At 36.6% G+C, this 18,075-nt stretch carries 17 protein-coding genes and 1 other annotated feature; of the genes, 16 read left to right on the top strand and 1 reads right to left on the bottom strand.

The features are described 5' to 3' along the window. Position 1 precedes the first annotated feature (1 nt). The 10 genes from ACTND6_RS01600 (at position 2) to ACTND6_RS01645 (ending at position 9,977) form a co-directional block, all read left to right on the top strand. Entirely contained in the window at positions 2-1,216 is a 1,215-nt protein-coding gene (locus ACTND6_RS01600) for an HD domain-containing protein (RefSeq protein ID WP_441021432.1), read from the top strand. Next, on the top strand, positions 1,216-1,593 hold the full coding sequence (locus tag ACTND6_RS01605; protein WP_441021429.1) for a DUF1934 domain-containing protein: 378 nt from the start codon (positions 1,216-1,218) through the stop codon (positions 1,591-1,593). Before ACTND6_RS01600 ends, ACTND6_RS01605 begins: the two co-directional genes overlap by 1 nt. Before the next feature lie 93 nt (positions 1,594-1,686). Further along, a complete protein-coding gene (gene rpoE, locus ACTND6_RS01610; RefSeq protein ID WP_178175737.1) occupies positions 1,687-2,025 on the top strand; it encodes a DNA-directed RNA polymerase subunit delta in 339 nt (112 codons plus the stop codon). A gap of 53 nt (positions 2,026-2,078) precedes the next feature. Continuing rightward, on the top strand, positions 2,079-3,365 hold the full coding sequence (locus ACTND6_RS01615) for a hypothetical protein (RefSeq protein WP_441021423.1): 1,287 nt from the start codon (positions 2,079-2,081) through the stop codon (positions 3,363-3,365). A gap of 101 nt (positions 3,366-3,466) precedes the next feature. Beyond that, on the top strand, positions 3,467-4,333 hold the full coding sequence (gene fba, locus ACTND6_RS01620) for a class II fructose-1,6-bisphosphate aldolase (protein ID WP_178175735.1): 867 nt from the start codon (positions 3,467-3,469) through the stop codon (positions 4,331-4,333). A 224-nt stretch (positions 4,334-4,557) separates the two neighbouring features. Then, complete coding sequence (locus ACTND6_RS01625; protein ID WP_441021418.1) at positions 4,558-5,433, top strand: transposase; 876 nt, start codon at positions 4,558-4,560, stop codon at positions 5,431-5,433. Between the two features lie 130 nt (positions 5,434-5,563). Beyond that, positions 5,564-5,884, top strand: a complete 321-nt coding sequence (locus tag ACTND6_RS01630; RefSeq protein WP_441021478.1) for a zinc ribbon domain-containing protein — start codon at positions 5,564-5,566, stop codon at positions 5,882-5,884. Positions 5,885-6,421: 537 nt separating this feature from the next. Further along, a complete protein-coding gene (locus tag ACTND6_RS01635; RefSeq protein ID WP_441021417.1) occupies positions 6,422-7,792 on the top strand; it encodes a PTS sugar transporter subunit IIC in 1,371 nt (456 codons plus the stop codon). 386 nt (positions 7,793-8,178) lie between these two features. Next, complete coding sequence (locus ACTND6_RS01640) at positions 8,179-9,549, top strand: PTS sugar transporter subunit IIC (protein ID WP_441021415.1); 1,371 nt, start codon at positions 8,179-8,181, stop codon at positions 9,547-9,549. Positions 9,550-9,665: 116 nt separating this feature from the next. Continuing rightward, the gene (locus ACTND6_RS01645) at positions 9,666-9,977 is read left to right on the top strand and encodes a hypothetical protein (RefSeq protein ID WP_441021412.1); all 312 of its coding nucleotides are present in this window, start codon (positions 9,666-9,668) and stop codon (positions 9,975-9,977) included. 28 nt (positions 9,978-10,005) lie between these two features. Here ACTND6_RS01645 and brnQ read toward each other — a convergent pair whose 3' ends face one another. Further along, positions 10,006-11,301: a branched-chain amino acid transport system II carrier protein gene (brnQ, locus tag ACTND6_RS01650; protein WP_441021409.1), complete on the bottom strand. Its 1,296-nt coding sequence runs from the start codon at positions 11,299-11,301 to the stop codon at positions 10,006-10,008. A 62-nt stretch (positions 11,302-11,363) separates the two neighbouring features. Further along, positions 11,364-11,604 (bottom strand) — a binding site (T-box leader). A gap of 85 nt (positions 11,605-11,689) precedes the next feature. On the opposite strand from brnQ, the gene ACTND6_RS01655 reads away from it, so the two are divergent. The 6 genes from ACTND6_RS01655 to ACTND6_RS01680 all read left to right on the top strand — a co-directional run bounded on the left by ACTND6_RS01655 (position 11,690) and on the right by ACTND6_RS01680 (position 18,066). Continuing rightward, positions 11,690-12,547 carry a MurR/RpiR family transcriptional regulator gene (locus ACTND6_RS01655; protein WP_441021407.1) on the top strand — a complete coding sequence of 286 codons (858 nt, stop codon included), beginning with the start codon at positions 11,690-11,692 and terminating at the stop codon, positions 12,545-12,547. 13 nt (positions 12,548-12,560) lie between these two features. Further along, on the top strand, positions 12,561-13,823 hold the full coding sequence (locus ACTND6_RS01660) for a UDP-N-acetylglucosamine 1-carboxyvinyltransferase (protein WP_441021404.1): 1,263 nt from the start codon (positions 12,561-12,563) through the stop codon (positions 13,821-13,823). Between the two features lie 265 nt (positions 13,824-14,088). Then, positions 14,089-15,279 carry an ABC transporter substrate-binding protein gene (locus ACTND6_RS01665; protein WP_441021401.1) on the top strand — a complete coding sequence of 397 codons (1,191 nt, stop codon included), beginning with the start codon at positions 14,089-14,091 and terminating at the stop codon, positions 15,277-15,279. A gap of 82 nt (positions 15,280-15,361) precedes the next feature. Further along, positions 15,362-16,234 (top strand): branched-chain amino acid ABC transporter permease, encoded by an 873-nt coding sequence (locus tag ACTND6_RS01670; protein ID WP_441021396.1) that lies wholly within the window; start codon positions 15,362-15,364, stop codon positions 16,232-16,234. A 10-nt stretch (positions 16,235-16,244) separates the two neighbouring features. Further along, positions 16,245-17,300 carry a branched-chain amino acid ABC transporter permease gene (locus tag ACTND6_RS01675; RefSeq protein ID WP_441021392.1) on the top strand — a complete coding sequence of 352 codons (1,056 nt, stop codon included), beginning with the start codon at positions 16,245-16,247 and terminating at the stop codon, positions 17,298-17,300. Next, complete coding sequence (locus tag ACTND6_RS01680) at positions 17,293-18,066, top strand: ABC transporter ATP-binding protein (protein WP_441021388.1); 774 nt, start codon at positions 17,293-17,295, stop codon at positions 18,064-18,066. The genes ACTND6_RS01675 and ACTND6_RS01680 overlap by 8 nt, the downstream gene beginning before the upstream one ends. Positions 18,067-18,075 lie beyond the last annotated feature (9 nt).

Consider the following 18,075-nt stretch of genomic DNA (forward strand, 5'->3'; position numbering starts at 1 on the left):
AATGTTTAAAAAGACAACTGAAGAAAAGGTGTTGAGAGATCCCGTACATGGGTATATTCATGTGGAGCTGCAGGTTGTATGGGATGTGATCAATTCCAGCTGGTTTCAACGTCTCAGAAGAATACGTCAGCTAGGTGGTGCGTATGTTGTATATCATTGCGCAGAACATTCAAGATTTGGGCATTCTTTAGGCGTATATGAACTTGTTAGAAGAATGGTCAGTGAAGTACAGGATATTTCAAATGCCTTAAATGAAAGGGAAAAAGTAACCGCAATGCTTGCGGGGCTTTTACATGACATTGGTCATGGCCCATATTCTCATGCGTTTGAAGGTGTTACGAAAACAAGCCATGAAGAGTTTACGTGCAGAATCATTGAAGAAAATACAGAAATTACAAGAATTCTTGAAGATTGTTGCGAAGGATTGAGTAAAGATGTAGCGGATGTGATTCGACATGAAAGCAGCAATCCATTATTGAGTCAGCTGATTTCTTCACAATTAGATGCGGATCGCTTTGATTACTTGTTAAGAGATGCATATTTTACTGGTACAAAATATGGAGAATATGATCTTGAAAGAATCTTGAGAACAATGCGTGTACATGATGGAAAGCAGCTTGTAATCAAAGAAAGTGGCGTATATGCGGTTGAAAACTACATTATGGCACGTTATCACATGTACTGGCAGGTTTACTACCATCCCGTTGCTAGAAGCTATGAAACCGTACTGCATTTGCTTTTTAAGCGATTGAAAGATCTGGGATATGAAAATGCTGATGAACATGTCATTTCTCTATTTGAACCAATTATTTCAGGAAAAAAGATATCTTTAGATGCCTATTTTCAACTTGATGAAACGTCGTGTGGATATGGTTTCCATTTGTTGACAAAGCATCCTGATCCAATTATTTCAGATTTAGCAATTCGTATTCGAGATCGTATTTTATTTGAATATCAAGATTCTCAGCCAAATGAGAACCGCAAGGTCAGAAATACATTGAAGAAGAATGGATATGATCTGCATTATTACTGGGCAAAAGATGAGGTTGCACAATCTCCATATGTTCCGTATTCTGGTTCTGGTACAGGAAGCATATGGGTACGTATGAAAGATGGTTCAACAAAGGAATTATCGAATGCTTCCAATATCGTATATTCTTTGATCCATGGACCAGAGAAAGATGACAATAAAGTGTATTTTCCTAAGGTGGAGTAATGAAAGTAAGAATACAGTTAAAACAAATTAATTTATTAGAAAATGAAGAAAAAATAATTGCGGATGGAAATGCAATTTTAGAAAGCAATCATTTGAAATACAAAGAAAAAGATGAAAATGCTTTGCATTTTGTGACGTTTGAAGAAGATGAGGTTACATTAGAGAGAAAATGTGATATTTCTTCCACTACAGTTTTAAAAAATGGAAAATTTGGTCATTCGACGATAAAAAGTCCATATGGGGATATGGAGATGAAAACAAAAACACACAAAGTCGTAAAAAGCGAGTCGCTATGGGCTGTTGAATACAGTGTGATTTGTGAAAATGAAGAAATTTTACGCCAAAGGTTGGAGTGGAACATACAATATCTTTCATAATGTATCTTGACTTTATATCTTCCACAATGTAACATACTTGCGCAATAAAGAAATCGTTTGCATTTTAAAATGCGTAGATAAGGGAGATAAAAAATGAGCGTTTCACAGAGCATGACGGATGTAGCTTACCAGTGCTTGTCAAAGAGAAAAAAAGAAATCGATTTTGCAAAACTTTGGGCAGAAGTAAGTAAGCAAATGAGCATTCCGGAAGAAAAATTAAGAAAGAAAAAGAGTCAGTTCTATTCAGAACTGATGCTTGATTCAAGATTTGCTTCTTTAGAAGGAAACAAATGGGATCTAAGAAACAGAAGAAAGTTTGATGAAGTTCATATCGATACAAGTGAGATTGCGATGGATGATGAAGACCTCGACGAAACACTGGATAAGAGCGGATTAGACCTTCCTACTGGGGATGATGCATTTGACAATTAAAAAATGAAAGAGGGGCCACTTGAAGTGACCCCTTTTTTGGAAAGGTGAAGAATATGGAGCCAGACAAGAATTTGAAAGAGGAGCAGCATACAGAAGAGCTGCCTATCGTTGAAGATGTTGTATATCATCACGAAAATGAAGAGGATACATTGGATGAACCTGTTGAAAAACCGGTGCGTATGACCCCTATTACTGTGGATTTGGATGATGCTGAGAAAGACGATATTCACATTGGAATGTCGGAAAAGAAAGCAGAGACAAAAAAAGAAGAACCTGAAACAATTGATAAAAAACCAGCAAATCATAAAAAGAAAACATGGATTTTTATTGTACTGGCGGTTGTGTGTGTCATTTGTATTGGTGGGTATTTGCTGATTTCTAATTATGAAAAACAGCAGCAGGCGAAACAGGCTGCGTATGATAAGATCTATAACCAATTAAAAGTTACTTTTAAAGAAGATGAAAAGGATGCTGATGGCAACAAAGTGGATTTGACAATCTATGAATATGGCGTTGAAGCGAATGATCCACTTTCGATTGTGGATACACACTATGGTGATATCCAATGTAATCCATCAACGATTGATACATCTAAAGTAGGAACGCAGAAGCTTGTATATACAGTTTCTATGGATGACAGCTATGGTCAGAAAGTTACGAGAGATTTTTCTTTGAATATTACTGTGCATGATACCCAGTCTCCACAGATTACATTGAAAGAAAGCAAAGTGACAATTACAGAAGGTGATGCATTTGATGCAGCAGATAATATTGAATCTGTGAAAGATGCTGTTGATGGTGATCTGCAGTTTGTTGAAACGGAACCTGAAAAGGAAGAAAAGAATGCACCATATTATTCGAAAGGCTGGTATACGATTTCTAGTGATGTAGATACAGAAACACCTGGAAGTTACAATGTACGTTTAAAAGCTTGCGATATCAATGGAAATGCAACAGATCTTGCTTTTAGTGTTGCCGTTAAGAAAAAAGAACCGTCATCATTTATGACAATTGGTACAAGAACATATACGCAGGCTTTGGGACAGATGAATGAAGGAAAAGACGAAGCAAGTGAAGGCCAAGGTAAATGGGAAGATGTGAATTCTTATCTTGGAAATGTATTGTATCGTTCAGATGTATATGATAATCAAGAAACAATGATGAATGATGGTCAGCAATATGTAAAAGATCACTTTGATGATTTGACAAAAAATAAGGAATCAAAGAGTTTACAGATCATTGGAAAGATATCCATAGATACAAAAGAAGCAACGTTATATTACATGTCTGCATTAGATGATAATGGCGAAGTTATGTATTATTTTTATGCAATTGTATGAAAAAAATGTAAATAAGTGATTCGTATCACAAGTAAAGCTTGTCATGGAGGTTAATCGCGACTAAAATATAGGTACCAAAATATAGGAGGAATCGAAATATTATGGCATTAGTTTCTGCAAAAGAAATGGTTGAAAAGGCTCACGAAGGACATTACGCTATTCCAGCCTTCAACATCAACAACTTAGAATGGACAAAGGCTGTGCTTGCTGGCGTACAGGAAGCAAAGTCCCCAACAATCTTACAGGTATCTGAAGGTGCTGGTAAGTACATGGGTGGCTTCAAGACAGTCGCTGACATGGTTCGTGATCTTTATGAATCAATGGGTATTACTGTTCCAGTAGCTCTTCATTTAGACCATGGCACATACGAAGGTGCAAAGGCTTGTATCGAAGTTGGTTTCACATCTGTTATGTTTGATGGATCTCATTACGATTTTGATGAAAACGTTGCTAAGTCCAAGGACATCATCTCTTTAGCTCATTCAAAGGGTATCTCTGTTGAATGTGAAGTTGGTGGTATCGGTGGTACTGAAGATGGTGTTACATCTAACGGTGAATTAGCTGATCCAAAGGAATGTGCTGAAATCGCAGCTTTAGGCGTTGATTTCTTAGCTGCTGGTATTGGTAACATCCATGGTGTATATCCTGCTGACTGGAAGGGATTAAACTTCGACAGATTAAAGGAAATTGACGAAGCTGTTGAAGGCAAGCCACTAGTATTACACGGTGGTTCTGGTATTCCATTTGAACAGGTTCACGAAGCTGTTACACTTGGTGTATCTAAGGTTAACATCAACACAGAATTACAGTTAGAATTCGCTGCAGCTACAAGAGCTTACATCGAAGCTGGCAAGGATAAGGAAGGCAAGGGTTATGACCCACGTAAACTTCTCAAGCCAGGTACAGAAGCTGTAACAAAGAAGGTTGTTGAACTTTGCGAAGCTTTCGGCTCTGCTAACAAGGCTTAATTGCTGAAAAACTATGAAAGAATCCATAATGTATGGGTTCTTTTTTTGTGCAGTTTATATCTATTAGCACTTCAGAAGAGCGCGCCGTCCTCATAGGGCGGTGGTGAATTCAGCGTTACTGTTAACTGATGTACTCTTCTATTCTTTTGATTTCTGTGCTGCTATAAAACAATATATTTTCGCATAAATAAGCCATATTCTGCACTTTATATATGATATAATATATGAGTAAAAAGGACTTATTCATGTACAGAACTGACAGGATTTATGTAACCGAAAATCATGAGCTGTATGCATATCTGGATGGCTTTGCTCACAAGGCAAAGTGTCTTCATAATGCTGCATTGTTCCGTGTTCGTAACGCCTTTACTGCATACAACAAGACTGCTTTGACAGCTAATGAGAAAGAAGTTCAAGGCGAGCTTGCACTTCTTAAAGGTCAGAAGTCTTACTATGTGCCTGGGTATGGCATATTGCAGAGGCTTATGCGTATTACAAATAATCCTGATTTCTTTTCCGGGCTTCCTATGCAGACTGCACAGCATGTCATCAGACAGGTCTGTACAGATTTCAAAGGCTGGCTTGCCTCTTTAAAGAAATACAGGAAAGATCCTTCTGGTTATACAGGGAAACCTAAGATGCCTGGATACTGCAGGAATGATACAGCTTCTTATCTTTTTACCAATCAGGATGCTGTCATCTATGATGGGAAACTGAAGCTTCCTCGTACAAAGATTCGCATTCCTGTACGCAGAAGACATGGCAGGCTGATGGAAGTAAAGGTGAAACCTGTTTCTGGTGGATACGAGCTTTTACTTGTCTATCAGGTAAAAGCTGCTTCTGTACAAAGCGGTAAACATGCAGCTGCAGTTGACTTTGGTGTAGACAACACAATGGCTGTTGTTTCAGATACGGGTAAAAGTATTCTTTTTAAAGGCAGATTCATCAAATCAGTCAATCAGTATTTCATGAAGAAAAAAGCTGAACGTATCAGTCTGATGAGCAAAGAAAAAAAACAACAGAACGTGTGTGGTCAAAGTATCTTGACAGACTTTCTGCATACAGAACCAGCTACATCAGAGACTGCTTTCATAAAATGAGCAGGAAGCTGCTTGTCTGGTGCCAGCGCAATGACATCGCTGTCTTGTGTTAGGCTCTAATGTTTTCTGGAAACAGAACAGTTGCATTGGTACAGTGAACAATCAGAATTTTGTCAGCATTCCTTTTGAAATGCTCAAATCCATGATTGAATTGAAAGCATGTGAGTATGGCGTAACTGTTGTCAGAAATGAAGAGTCATATACAAGTAAGGCAAGTTTTCTGGACGGCGACGATATCCCGGTCTATGCAGAAGGTGATGAAACGAAACATCATTTTTCTGGAAAACGTATTCAAAGAGGCCTGTATCGTTCATCAGATGGAACTGTATTGAATGCAGATATCAATGGTGCTGCAAATATTTTAAGAAAAGCAGGCTGTGATACATCATCAGTAATATTAACAAATCTGTTGAATCCAGAAGTTTTTGCATTTGCAGATTTAAACAGGTAACTGTGTAAAAACAGTAGAGGTCGAGTGAACCGGCCATTGTGAAAACATAGTGACAGCCGTAAGGTGCATAGCTACAGATCACAAGAATCAAAATCCCTATGGTAATACCCTTCTCTGTATGAGAAGAGTACATCACAGGGATACCACATCGGAACTACGTATCAGGTGTGGTAGTTCATTGCAAATTTTAAAAACATGCGTATAAAAAAATCTATAACAAGACAGAAGAAGATTAATAATTAATATTTCATTAAAAGAGTCAAGGTTTATTAACTTTGATTCTTTTTTTACTTGAAAATGCAATGTATTCACATAACAATCCCAAAATAATGGAATGGAATAGTCATGTATCGATAAAAAACAAAGAAAAAAATAAATAAATAAACATAAAATTGAAAAAATGCATTAAAAAATTGTCAACGATCGAAAAAAATCACATAAATTTACGAAAATTAGTATCAATCTATCAGAATTTTATTGTATACGCTTACATCTTCGGGATAGAATATTTTTACAAGAAAGGAAACGTAAAGTTTTATGAAAGAAAAATTTATGAATGGCCTTCTTACTCTTGCAGGTAAGATGCAGTCAAACGTAGTCCTCTCAGCAATCAAGGATGCGTTTATTGACAACATGCCAGTCGTCATTTGGGGTGCTTTCTGTACTCTGTTCCAGTTCGTCTTATGTCAGGTCGGTGGTGTGCCTGATCCAAAAACAGGAGAATTGATCTACTACATTTCTCTAGCTAACGTTCCAGGCTTTGCTTGGCTACAGACATTAACACCAATCTTCACAACAGCTAACTATGGATGTATGAACTTCATGGCTGTCGCAGTATGTGTACTTGTTTCCATGCATTTTGCTGAAAACATTGGACATCCAAACGACAAGACAGTTCCTGCTGTAGCTCTTGCTTCATTCGTTACACTCATCAACACAACAGCTTCTACAACAACAGAAAGTGGAGAAACAGTAACAATTTCTAACGTTGTTGCTTCTTCTTACACAAAAGCTGATGGATTATTCGTAGGCTTACTTGTTGGTATCTTAACAACATTGCTTTATGTTAAACTCGTTGATTCAGGTAAGTTGAAGATTTCTCTTCCTGATTCAGTACCACCAAACGTATCACAGTCATTCGCAGTATTGTTCCCAACAATCATCACAATTCTTTGTGTATCTATCGTTGGTTATATTACATCCTTATTTGGCTTAACAATGTTTGATGTTATTTCAACAATCATGAAGCCAATAGAAAAGATTATGACAGGTCTACCTGGATACCTTGTTGTTGTATTAATTATGCAGTTACTATGGTGGTTCGGTATCCATGGTCCAAACGTTATGAGTGCTGTTACAACACCATTCATGACAAAGATGATGGCTACAAACCTTGAACTTTACCAGTCTGGTGAAGGCGTTACATCTGCAGGTGTATTCTATACATCTGGATCTCAGTATTCTATTATCTCTGGACCATTCGGCGCAGGCTGGTTCTCACCAACAGGCTCTGGTATCACAATGGGATTGATCATCGCAGTTATGCTCTTCTCTAAGAGAGATGATTTCAAGGCTATCGCTAAGTTAGCTATTCCTTGTGGAATCTTCAACATCAATGAACCAATTATCTTCGGTATCCCAATGGTTATGAACGCTATGTTCGCTGTACCATTCTTCTTAGCTCCAGTAGCTTGTGTATGCTGTGGTTACTTAGTACAGTCATTAGGACTCTGCCCACTATTCGTTATCGACGTTCCATGGACAACTCCAGTTGGTTTATTCGGTTTCTTAGCATCTTCAGGAAATATCATGGGTGCTATCTGGCAGGCAGTGATTATCTTAGGTGTATCAACATTGATCTACACACCATTCGTCATTGCAGCAAACCGTCAGGAAGCAGAAGCTTAATTCTAACGAAGCATCTAAAGAATCAGAGAAAATCTCTGGTTCTTTTTTTACGTGTGAAGTTATCCTAAGAAAAATTTTTTCGATTTATCCTATATTGATAGTGAAATTGAACATTATTATGTTTATTTTAAGGTGAACTGAAATGAAAATGTGAAAACAAACACATCAAATTCACACAAAAAAGAAAATATTTTTTCAACGAATCTTAGAGAATTTTCTCTGAAAACGTTTTTATTTTGTTTTATTGGCAAAAAATATTAAAAAGTGTCAAATACAGAGCTATAAAATACTTTTTTCAGAAAACTTTGTTCCACAATTTGAAATTTACATTGAAATCCCTTTCATTGCCATCTAAACTAACTGATGTCGAAAGGGGATTTGAAAAAATGAAAGACAAATTTATGAATGGCCTTCTTACTCTTGCAGGTAAGATGCAGTCAAATACAGTTCTTTCCGCTGTAAAGGACTCATTTATTGACAACATGCCAGTCGTCATTTGGGGCGCTTTCTGTACTCTGTTCCAGTTTGTATTATGCCAGACTGGTGGTGTACCAGACCCAAAAACAGGAGAAATGATCTACTACATTTCTCTAGCTAACGTTCCAGGCTTTGCTTGGCTACAGACATTAACACCAATCTTCACAACAGCTAACTATGGTTGTATGAACTTTATGGCAGTAGCTATCTGCGTACTCGTTTCCATGCACTATGCAGAAAACATTGGACATGCTAACGACAAGACAGTTCCAGCAGTAGCACTTGCTTCATTCGTTACATTAATCAACACAACAGCTTCCACAACAACAGAAAGTGGAGAAACAGTTACAATTTCTAACGTTGTATCTTCTTCTTACACAAAGGCTGATGGATTATTCGTTGGTTTACTTGTTGGTGTTTTAGCTACATTACTTTATGTTAAACTTGTTGATTCAGGTAAGTTGAAGATTTCTCTTCCTGATTCAGTTCCACCAAACGTATCACAGTCATTCGCAGTATTGTTCCCAACAATCATTACAATTTTGATTGTATCTATCGTTGGTTACATTTGCTCTATGTTTGGTTTAACATTATTCGATATTATTACAACAATCATGAAGCCAGTTGAAAAGATCATGACTGGTCTTCCTGGATATGTCGTAGTTGTATTGATTATGCAGTTATTATGGTGGTTCGGTATCCATGGTCCAAACGTTATGAGTGCTGTTACAACACCATTCATGACAAAGATGATGGCTACAAACCTTGAACTTTACCAGGCTGGTGAAGGCGTTACAGCTTCTGGTGTATTCTATACAGCAGGATCTAAGTATTCTATTATTGCTAACCCATTTGCTTCTGGATGGTTCTCATCCACAGGTTCTGGTATCACAATGGGCTTGATCATTGCCATCATGCTCTTCTCTAAGAGAGATGACTTCAAGGCTATTGCTAAGTTAGCTATTCCTTGTGGAATCTTCAACATCAATGAACCAATTATCTTCGGTATCCCAATGGTTATGAACGCTATGTTCGCTGTACCATTCTTCTTAGCTCCAGTAGCTTGTGTATGCTGTGGTTACTTAGTACAGTCATTAGGACTCTGCCCATTGTTCGTTATCGACGTTCCATGGACAACTCCAGTTGGTTTATTCGGTTTCTTAGCATCTTCAGGAAATATCATGGGTGCTATCTGGCAGATCGTAATTATCGTTGGTGTATCAACATTGATCTACACACCATTCGTAATTGCAGCAAACCGTCAGACAGAAGAAGCTTAAGATTAAATTTTGTCAAAGAATCAGAGTGCATCTCTGGTTCTTTTTCAATTGTTCACAATGTGAAAAAAATACTGGAATTCCTTGCTATTTAAGCAAATAAATAGGATAATAATCGCATGGCAGAAAGAGAAAATAAGAAAAAGTTAACTAAAGAAGAACTGCATGAAGAAAATGAAAAAATTCGTGCAGAAATGCGAGCTAAAAACGCAACAAGCAAACAAGATCAACAAAGATTAGTTCGTTCCTTAAGTAAAAAGAATATGCTGACATATGCTCTTGTTCTTTTCCTTCCACCTGTAGGTATCTACATGATCTGGAAGAAAAAAGAAGAGTTGTATATGAATACACCTTCTTTATATTTATGGACATTTGTTGGTGTGATGGTTATTTTTGCTTGGATTCAACAAATCGTTCGTTATTTTGCATAAAAAAAGAAGCCATAGTTTGCTTCTTTTTTTAGTGCATTTTCTTTTTACTTGTAATCATGCCAATCATAAATGCAATTATAGATGGAATCAGCCAGCAAAGATCTTTGTTAGGTGGAAAAGACAGTATAAAGTTTGTTATAAATGGGATTTGAATGTTTATCGAATTCAAAGAATAGATGATAGAAAGAATTGTAACAGTATAGATTGTTATTGGATATGTATTTGGATAACGTTGCATTTTGTCTTTTAGCAGTCCTAATATAACAAGTGCCATTGCAACAGGGTAAATGGTTGTAAGTATAGGAACTGAAATTGTTAAGATCTGATCTAATCCAAAGATACTGACAACACAAGAGATGATTGTGAAAAGGGTGATCCATTTTTTGTAAGCAATTTTTGAAATAGATGAGAAGAATTCGGAGCAGCTGCATAGTAGTCCAATGCATGTTGTTAAACAGGATAGTACATAAATGATTGCTAATGCAATTAAACCATATGTTCCGAATAGATGATAAACAATGTTACTCAAAACATTTGCACCATTATTTGCATTTTGGAATAAACCGGCAGATAATGCACCAACGAGCGTCATACCTGTATAAATAACAAACAAGAAGAATCCGGCAATCCATCCTGCGCTGATGGTGGAAGAAATGACGGATTTTTCATCTTTGATGCCTTTTGCACGCGCATTCATAGAAATAATTGCACCAAAGTTTAATGCGGCAATTGTATCCATTGTGTTATAGCCATCCATGAATCCTTGCGAAAGCTGGTTTGTTTTATATGCGATAGATGGATCAGGTAAATGATGTGGTGCTTTGATGAAACATCCAATGGTTACCAATAACATCATGACAATTAATACTGGTCCGAGTATTTTCCCTAAAGTATTCATGAGCTTTTCAGGATGCAATGAAAGGTAATAAGAGATAGCAAAAAAGATGACGGAGTATAGAATGCGGATCGCTGTAGAAATGCTGGATGTAAAAGGAATGACTGCCATCTCAAAAGATACGGCAGCATTTCTAGGAATTGCCAGGCCAGGACCGATTGCTGAAAATGCGAGAATGGAAAAACATAATGCAAATTTATGGCTGATATTAGAAGATAATTCTACTAAGCCTCCCCATTTTGCAATAGCAACCACACCTAAAACAGGGAAAATAATTGCACTGATGCTGAATCCCAATAAAGCAATCATAGATGTATTTCCTGCCTGGAACCCCATCCATGGTGGAAATATAAGATTTCCTGAACCGAAAAACATCGAAAATAATGCGATAGAGAGTAATACAGTTTCTTTTGCTGATAATTTTTTCATAATCTTTCCTTTCTTTGTTTTTTGTGTTGGAAGATTCTGAAACAAAAAATCGTCCCAGAATTTACTGAGACGACATATCTGCAAATATCCCGCGGTACCACTCAATTTATATAACAAAAAAATGTTATATCCCTCCAGCTCCAACAAGCTTTTGATCGATAACGGAATCACACGGGTAAAGTTACTATGATTCACTCACCAGCTCAAAAGTGACTTCCGAAGATAGCATATTACCTTATTTCCACCACATAAAGCTCTCTATAAACTGTATTATCTTCGTTATTTCTTTTTCTTAGCTTTTATTTGTCACAATTTTAACATTCGCAAAGTGATGATGCAATGGTGAATCAACATTTATTTCGTTAGGAAAAAATGGTAAAATCTTTTTATGAGGATTATTGATAAAATCAGGAATCGTGAAAATTTTACGCCAACAGAAAGTGCGTTGGCTTCATATCTGCAAGAGCATCCAAAAGAGGCTACAAATTTATCTTTGAATGAATTGTCAGATACCTTACATGCGTCTAAGAGTAGTATTATTAGATTCTGTAAAAAATTAGGGTATAAAGGTCATAAGGAATTATGTGTTCAATTAGCAAAAGAATTAGATACTTTTGTTTTTAATGGAAAGGAATTGAACTATTCTGTTCCTTATGAATTGTCAGACTCCAAAAAGATGATTGCGGATAAGACATATGCTATTGTTATGGGTGCTTTAAATGAAACATGGAGTGATCTGGATGTTGATAAATTATCAAAGATTGCAAAAATGATTCATGATAAAAAGAAATTGTATATCTATGCTGCGGAAGACAGCTTTTTACTTGCAAGAGATCTTTATTTACGACTAGAAAAAATAGGAATGCATGTATGCCTTCAAGAGACAACAGGTGCTAATATAACACAGGCATGTCAGGAAGATTCAGATAGTGCAGCTTTATTTATCTATTACAGTAATCCAAGTGAAGAATTAATTAGAATTGCACAAATTTTATCTAGCAAGAACATTTATATGGTAGCATTAACAGGACCTAATAAAGGACCGTTAACAATTTATGCAAATGACCATATTCTGGTTCCTTACTATGAACCAGATCCTAAAATCTGTGGATTTGGCTCATCAACAGCGATGAAATTCGTTATTGATGTCATTTATGCATATATTTTTCATATGGATTATGAAAAGAATCTACATGATATTAAACTGGTTGAAGAAACAAAAAGAAAGTTTCTGATTAATAAATAGGAAAGGAATACATATGGAACAAGTAATCAAAATTGAAGGTGGACATCAATTAGAGGGAGAAGTAACAATTTCTGGTGCGAAAAATGCAACGGTTGCTTTGATTCCTGCTGCAGTTTTAGCAAATGGACCTGTAACAATTGTAGGTATTCCACAGATTGCAGATGTAAATAATCTTTGTGAGATTTTAAATATATTAAATATTGAAGTTACAAAAGTTGCTGATGATCATCTGATTATTGATCCAACAAATATGAAGAATACTGATCTTGTTCAAGATGCGGTTACAAAACTGAGAGCGTCCTATTACTTTATGGGAGCACTTCTTGGAAAGTATGGTCATGTCAGGATGAAAATGCCAGGTGGCTGTTATCTTGGCCCTCGTCCAATTGATCTTCATATTAAAGGATTTGAAGCACTTGGTGCAGAAGTGAAGTTTGAAAAAGGCTGCTATGAAATCACTGCGAAAGAATTGATTGGTACTAAGATTTTCTTGGATATTGCTTCTGTTGGAGCAACAATCAATATTATGATGGCTGCAGTTTATGCAAAAGGCAGAACAACGATTGAAAATGCAGCGAAAGAACCAGAGATTATTGACGTTGCAACATTATTAAACAAAATGGGCGCAAAAGTCAGAGGTGCTGGTACAAATGTTATCACAATTGATGGTGTAGATAATCTGATGGGCTGCTTCCATGAAATTATTCCAGATAGAATTGAAGCAGGTACATTTATTGTGATAGCTGCTGCGTGTGCTAAAAAAATGCGTATTAATAATGTTATTCCACAGCATTTAGAATCCTTATTGTCAAAGCTTGATGAAATGGGTGTCAATATGCATGTTGGCATTGATTATGTTGAAGTTGAAGAAAGCAAAGACTTAAAGGGAACAGACGTTACAACAAAACCTTATCCAGGTTTCGCAACTGACTTGCAACAGCCTCTGACTGTATTAATGACACAGGCAAAAGGTGAAAGTAAAGTAGAAGATACAATCTATCCTGAAAGATTCAAACATTGTTATGAACTTACAAAGATGGGTGCAAATATTGAAGTGAGAAATGGAGAAGCTGATATTGAAGGCCCAACACCATTAGGTGGAACGGAAGTTGTTGCGACAGATCTTAGATGTGGAGCGGCAATGGTTGTTGCGGGATTGATTGCAGATGGTGTAACTACAATTTCAGATATCTATCATATTGATCGAGGATATTCTGAATTGGACAAGAAATTGACTGCACTCGGAGCAAAAATCTGGAGAGAAGATAAGCAATAAAAAATGAAGGTCTTGTGAAAATTACAAGATCTTATATTATATGGAAAGATACATACATTTCTAAAGTGGATTGCAGAAGATGCAATCTTTTTGTTTTGAAAAGATATAAATATGAGATGAAGATTATATAATCGTGAAAACATTTTCACAAAAGCAAAATGTTTTTCAGAAAAATGTGTAAAAATAGTGAAAATCATATTGAAGCAAAATATGAATGTCTCTATAATCATAATCATTCTTTAGAAAAAAAAGCGAGGGAAAAGAAATGAAATTTAGTAAAGTATTTAAAGGAGGAATGGTTGCAGCTATGGCAATGTCATTAGTTGCATGCTCCTCAAATTCAACTACATCAGCAAAGTCAACTTCAGCTTCTGCTGAAGCATTCAAAATTGGTGGTTCTGGTCCACTTTCTGGTGATGCTGCTGTATATGGCAACGCAGTTAAGAATGGTGCTGAATTAGCTGTCAAAGAAATCAATGCAAAGGGAAAAGTACAGCTTGAATTCAAATATGAAGATGATCAGGCAGATGGCGAAAAGGCTGCTACAGCTTATAACACATTAGCTGACTGGGGCATGCAGGCATCTATTGGTGCTACTACTTCTGGTGCTGGCCAGGCAGTATCTCCTCTCTACCAGCAGGATGATATTTTCGCAATTACACCATCTGGTTCATCCACAGCAGTTATTTATCAGAATGCTGATAATGAATCTGATCCTTATGGAAATGTATTCCAGATGTGCTTCACAGATCCTAACCAGGGTGTAGCTTCTGCTGACTATATTTCTGAAAACAAGGTTGGTACAAAAGTTGGTGTTATCTACAGAAACGATGATAACTATTCAACAGGCATCTTTAACAAGTTTAAGACTGAAGCTAAAAAGCTTGGATTAGATATCGTTGCTGAACAAGGTTTCGCAAATGGTACAACAGACTATTCTGTATATGTAAAGAAGTGCAAGGATGCAGGCGCAGACGTTGTATTCCTTCCTATCTATTATCAGCCAGCTTCACAGATTTTAGCTGAAGCAAAGAAGCAGGGCTATGAAACAAAGTTCTTCGGATGCGATGGTATGGATGGTATCCTCGACATGGAAGGTTTCGATACATCTCTAGCTGAAGGTCTATATATGCTTACACCATTCTCTGCAGATGCAGAAGATGAATTAACACAGAATTTCGTAAAGAACTATAAGGAAGCTTATGGTGATACTCCAATCCAGTTCGCAGCTGATGCGTATGACTGTGTATATGCAATTGCTCAGGCATTAGAAGAATCCGGTGTAAGGGCTAGTGATGCTACTTCAGATATTACTGCAGCTCTTGAAAAAGAATTTACTTCTATGACATTCAATGGTTTAACAGGATCTGATGTTACTTGGAATGCAAATGGTGAAGTTTCTAAGGCTCCTAATGCTGTTGTAATTCAGAACGGTGCTTACGTCAGCGCTGAATAATAAATTGTGACGCACGGAGGCTGTTAATTGCGTGAACAATGACAGCCTTCTTTGTTGTTTTACAAAAAAAGGAGGGTGAGTTATGGCGTTTCTATCATATTTAATTGGTGGTCTTGGACTTGGAAGCGTATATGCAATCATTGCATTAGGTTACTCAATGGTTTATGGTATTGCGAAAATGCTGAATTTTGCACATGGTGATGTCATCATGGTAGGTGCGTTTGTTGCCTATTTTGCATTAAGCTCTTTTGGTTTACCTACGATTGTTGCTTTAATTTTATCTGTCGTTGCATGTACTGTACTTGGTATTGTTGTTGAGAAACTGGCATATAAGCCACTGAGAGGTGCATCTTCTCTATCTGTATTAATTACAGCGATTGGGGTTTCTTATTTTCTGCAGAATGCTGCAATGTTAATGTGGGGAACTGATACAAAAATCTTCCCAACTATATTGGAAGGTACATTAACAATTGGTGAATTGAGCATTCCTTATCTAACATTGTTAACAATTCTATCTTGTATTGTAATTATGGTTGTTTTAACAATGTTCATTAATAAAACAAAGACAGGACGTGCAATGAGAGCATGTTCTGAAGATAAGGGTGCTGCATCATTAATGGGAATCAATGTCAATCAAATTATTTCCATTACTTTCGCAATTGGTTCTGGTTTAGCAGCGATTGCGGCAGTATTACTATGTGCAACATATCCATCTGTATATCCAACACTTGGATCTATGCCTGGTATCAAAGCATTTACAGCTGCAGTTCTTGGTGGAATTGGATCCATTCCTGGTGCATTTTTAGGTGGATTATTATTAGGTGTCATTGAAAATCTTGCAAGAGCATATATTTCAACACAATTGTCTGATGCAATTGTATTTATGGTATTGATTGTCATCTTACTCATTAAACCTACAGGTTTACTTGGTAAGAAAGTGAATGTGAAAGTCTGAGGTGTTGGTTATGAAATTAGTAAAATCTCTTTTCGGTCCGAAAACACGCGGACGTTCAATCAGTTTTGCTTTGGTGATTGTAGCATATATTGTTATCAGTATTCTGCAGAGTGCTGGTTCTATTCCTAGAATGATTTCTTCATTGCTTGTTCCGGTCTGCTGCTATATCGTAGCTGCAATCGGATTGAATATGAATGTTGGAATCTCTGGTGAATTGAATCTTGGACAGGCTGGATTTATGTCTGTTGGCGGATTTAGTGCTGCAATAACAAATGCGGTTTTATTGAATACAGTATCAAATGATTTTGTGCGCTTGTTAATCTGTATTGTGATTGGTGCACTGATTGCTGGATTTGTTGGGTGGTTGATTTCTATTCCTGTTTTAAAACTGGAAGGTGACTATTTAGCAATCGTAACATTAGCATTTGGACAGATTATCATGTCTTTGATGAATAACTTGTATGTTGGTTTAGACGCCAATGGCATTCATTTTGGATTTATTAACAATACAATGCAATTAGGTGAAGGTGGAAAAATGATTGTTTCTGGTCCAATGGGTGTAACTGGAAATAAAATGATTTCTACATTTACAGTTGGCTTTATTTTGATTTTAATTTCCTTGCTTGTTGTATATAACATTATTTATTCAAAAGAAGGCCGTGCAATCCAGGCATGCCGTGATAATAAGATTGCGGCAGAAACAATTGGTATTAAAGTTTCTTCCACAAAGACATTGGCATTTGTAGTATCCAGTGCATTAGGTGGTGCAGCCGGTGCTTTGTATATGATGAATTATTCATCTGTTGCCGCAACAAAGTTTGATTTCAATACATCTATTCTGATTCTTGTATATGTTGTATTAGGTGGACTAGGCAATATGACAGGAACATTGATTTCTACAAGTGTTCTTGTATTGCTTCCTGAAATGTTACGTTTCTTATCATCCTATCGTATGCTTGTATATGCAATTGTATTGATTGTAATGATGATCGTAACAAATAATGAACAGATTAAGACATTCTTTGAAAAGTTCAAAAAGCAGAAAGGAGTCCAGGCACATGAGTGAAACACGTGAAAAAGTTCTTGAAGTTAGAAATCTTGGAATTGATTTCGGTGGACTGACTGCAGTTAATAATTTGGATCTTGATATTTATAAGGGTGAGATCTATGGTTTGATTGGACCAAATGGCGCTGGTAAGACAACAGTATTTAATATGTTGACAAAAGTATATCAGCCGACGCGTGGAACAATTAAAATTGCCGGAAAAGATATGGATAAACTTAATCCTGTACAGGCAAACCAGGTAGGCGTAGCACGTACATTCCAGAATATTCGCTTGTTTTCTAATATGTCTGTATTAGATAATGTTAAAACAGGTATGCACAATGAATTGAAGTATGGATTGTTTACTTCTATCTTAAGACTTCCTAAGTATTACAAACTGGAAAAAGAATCTACGCAAAAAGCAATGGAATTATTGAAAATCTTTGGACTAGATCAATTTGCTGATTTAACTGCGGGAAATCTGCCTTATGGTGCACAGCGTCGTCTGGAAATTGCACGTGCTTTGGCAACAGATCCAAAACTATTGTTATTGGATGAACCTGCAGCTGGTATGAATCCACAGGAAACAGAAGATCTGATGGATATGATTCGCAAGATTCGTAATCATTTTGATATTTCAATTTTATTGATTGAACATGATATGAAACTTGTTATGGGAATTTGTGAAAGAATTACTGTCTTGAACTTTGGACAGGTACTAGCACAAGGTCTTCCACAAGAAATTCAATCAAATACAGAAGTCGTCAAAGCGTATATTGGAGAGTGAGGAATCGAG

This window comes from Bulleidia sp. HCP3S3_C9 (assembly GCF_052064035.1).
GTDB lineage: Bacteria > Bacillota_I > Bacilli_A > Erysipelotrichales > Erysipelotrichaceae > Bulleidia.

What these genes read in the sequence shown, in the direction of transcription:
- ACTND6_RS01635 (WP_441021417.1), top strand. Translation starts at nt 6,422, where the DNA reads ATGAAAGAAAAATTTATGAATGGCCTTCTTACTCTTGCAGGTAAGATG.
- ACTND6_RS01615 (WP_441021423.1), top strand. Translation starts at nt 2,079, where the DNA reads ATGGAGCCAGACAAGAATTTGAAAGAGGAGCAGCATACAGAAGAGCTG.
- ACTND6_RS01665 (WP_441021401.1), top strand. Translation starts at nt 14,089, where the DNA reads ATGAAATTTAGTAAAGTATTTAAAGGAGGAATGGTTGCAGCTATGGCA.
- ACTND6_RS01645 (WP_441021412.1), top strand. Translation starts at nt 9,666, where the DNA reads ATGGCAGAAAGAGAAAATAAGAAAAAGTTAACTAAAGAAGAACTGCAT.
- ACTND6_RS01630 (WP_441021478.1), top strand. Translation starts at nt 5,564, where the DNA reads ATGCTCAAATCCATGATTGAATTGAAAGCATGTGAGTATGGCGTAACT.
- ACTND6_RS01600 (WP_441021432.1), top strand. Translation starts at nt 2, where the DNA reads ATGTTTAAAAAGACAACTGAAGAAAAGGTGTTGAGAGATCCCGTACAT.
- ACTND6_RS01655 (WP_441021407.1), top strand. Translation starts at nt 11,690, where the DNA reads ATGAGGATTATTGATAAAATCAGGAATCGTGAAAATTTTACGCCAACA.
- ACTND6_RS01670 (WP_441021396.1), top strand. Translation starts at nt 15,362, where the DNA reads ATGGCGTTTCTATCATATTTAATTGGTGGTCTTGGACTTGGAAGCGTA.
- ACTND6_RS01660 (WP_441021404.1), top strand. Translation starts at nt 12,561, where the DNA reads ATGGAACAAGTAATCAAAATTGAAGGTGGACATCAATTAGAGGGAGAA.
- rpoE (WP_178175737.1), top strand. Translation starts at nt 1,687, where the DNA reads ATGAGCGTTTCACAGAGCATGACGGATGTAGCTTACCAGTGCTTGTCA.
- brnQ (WP_441021409.1), bottom strand. Translation starts at nt 11,301, where the DNA reads ATGAAAAAATTATCAGCAAAAGAAACTGTATTACTCTCTATCGCATTA.
- fba (WP_178175735.1), top strand. Translation starts at nt 3,467, where the DNA reads ATGGCATTAGTTTCTGCAAAAGAAATGGTTGAAAAGGCTCACGAAGGA.
- ACTND6_RS01680 (WP_441021388.1), top strand. Translation starts at nt 17,293, where the DNA reads ATGAGTGAAACACGTGAAAAAGTTCTTGAAGTTAGAAATCTTGGAATT.
- ACTND6_RS01675 (WP_441021392.1), top strand. Translation starts at nt 16,245, where the DNA reads ATGAAATTAGTAAAATCTCTTTTCGGTCCGAAAACACGCGGACGTTCA.
- ACTND6_RS01640 (WP_441021415.1), top strand. Translation starts at nt 8,179, where the DNA reads ATGAAAGACAAATTTATGAATGGCCTTCTTACTCTTGCAGGTAAGATG.
- ACTND6_RS01605 (WP_441021429.1), top strand. Translation starts at nt 1,216, where the DNA reads ATGAAAGTAAGAATACAGTTAAAACAAATTAATTTATTAGAAAATGAA.
- ACTND6_RS01625 (WP_441021418.1), top strand. Translation starts at nt 4,558, where the DNA reads ATGAGTAAAAAGGACTTATTCATGTACAGAACTGACAGGATTTATGTA.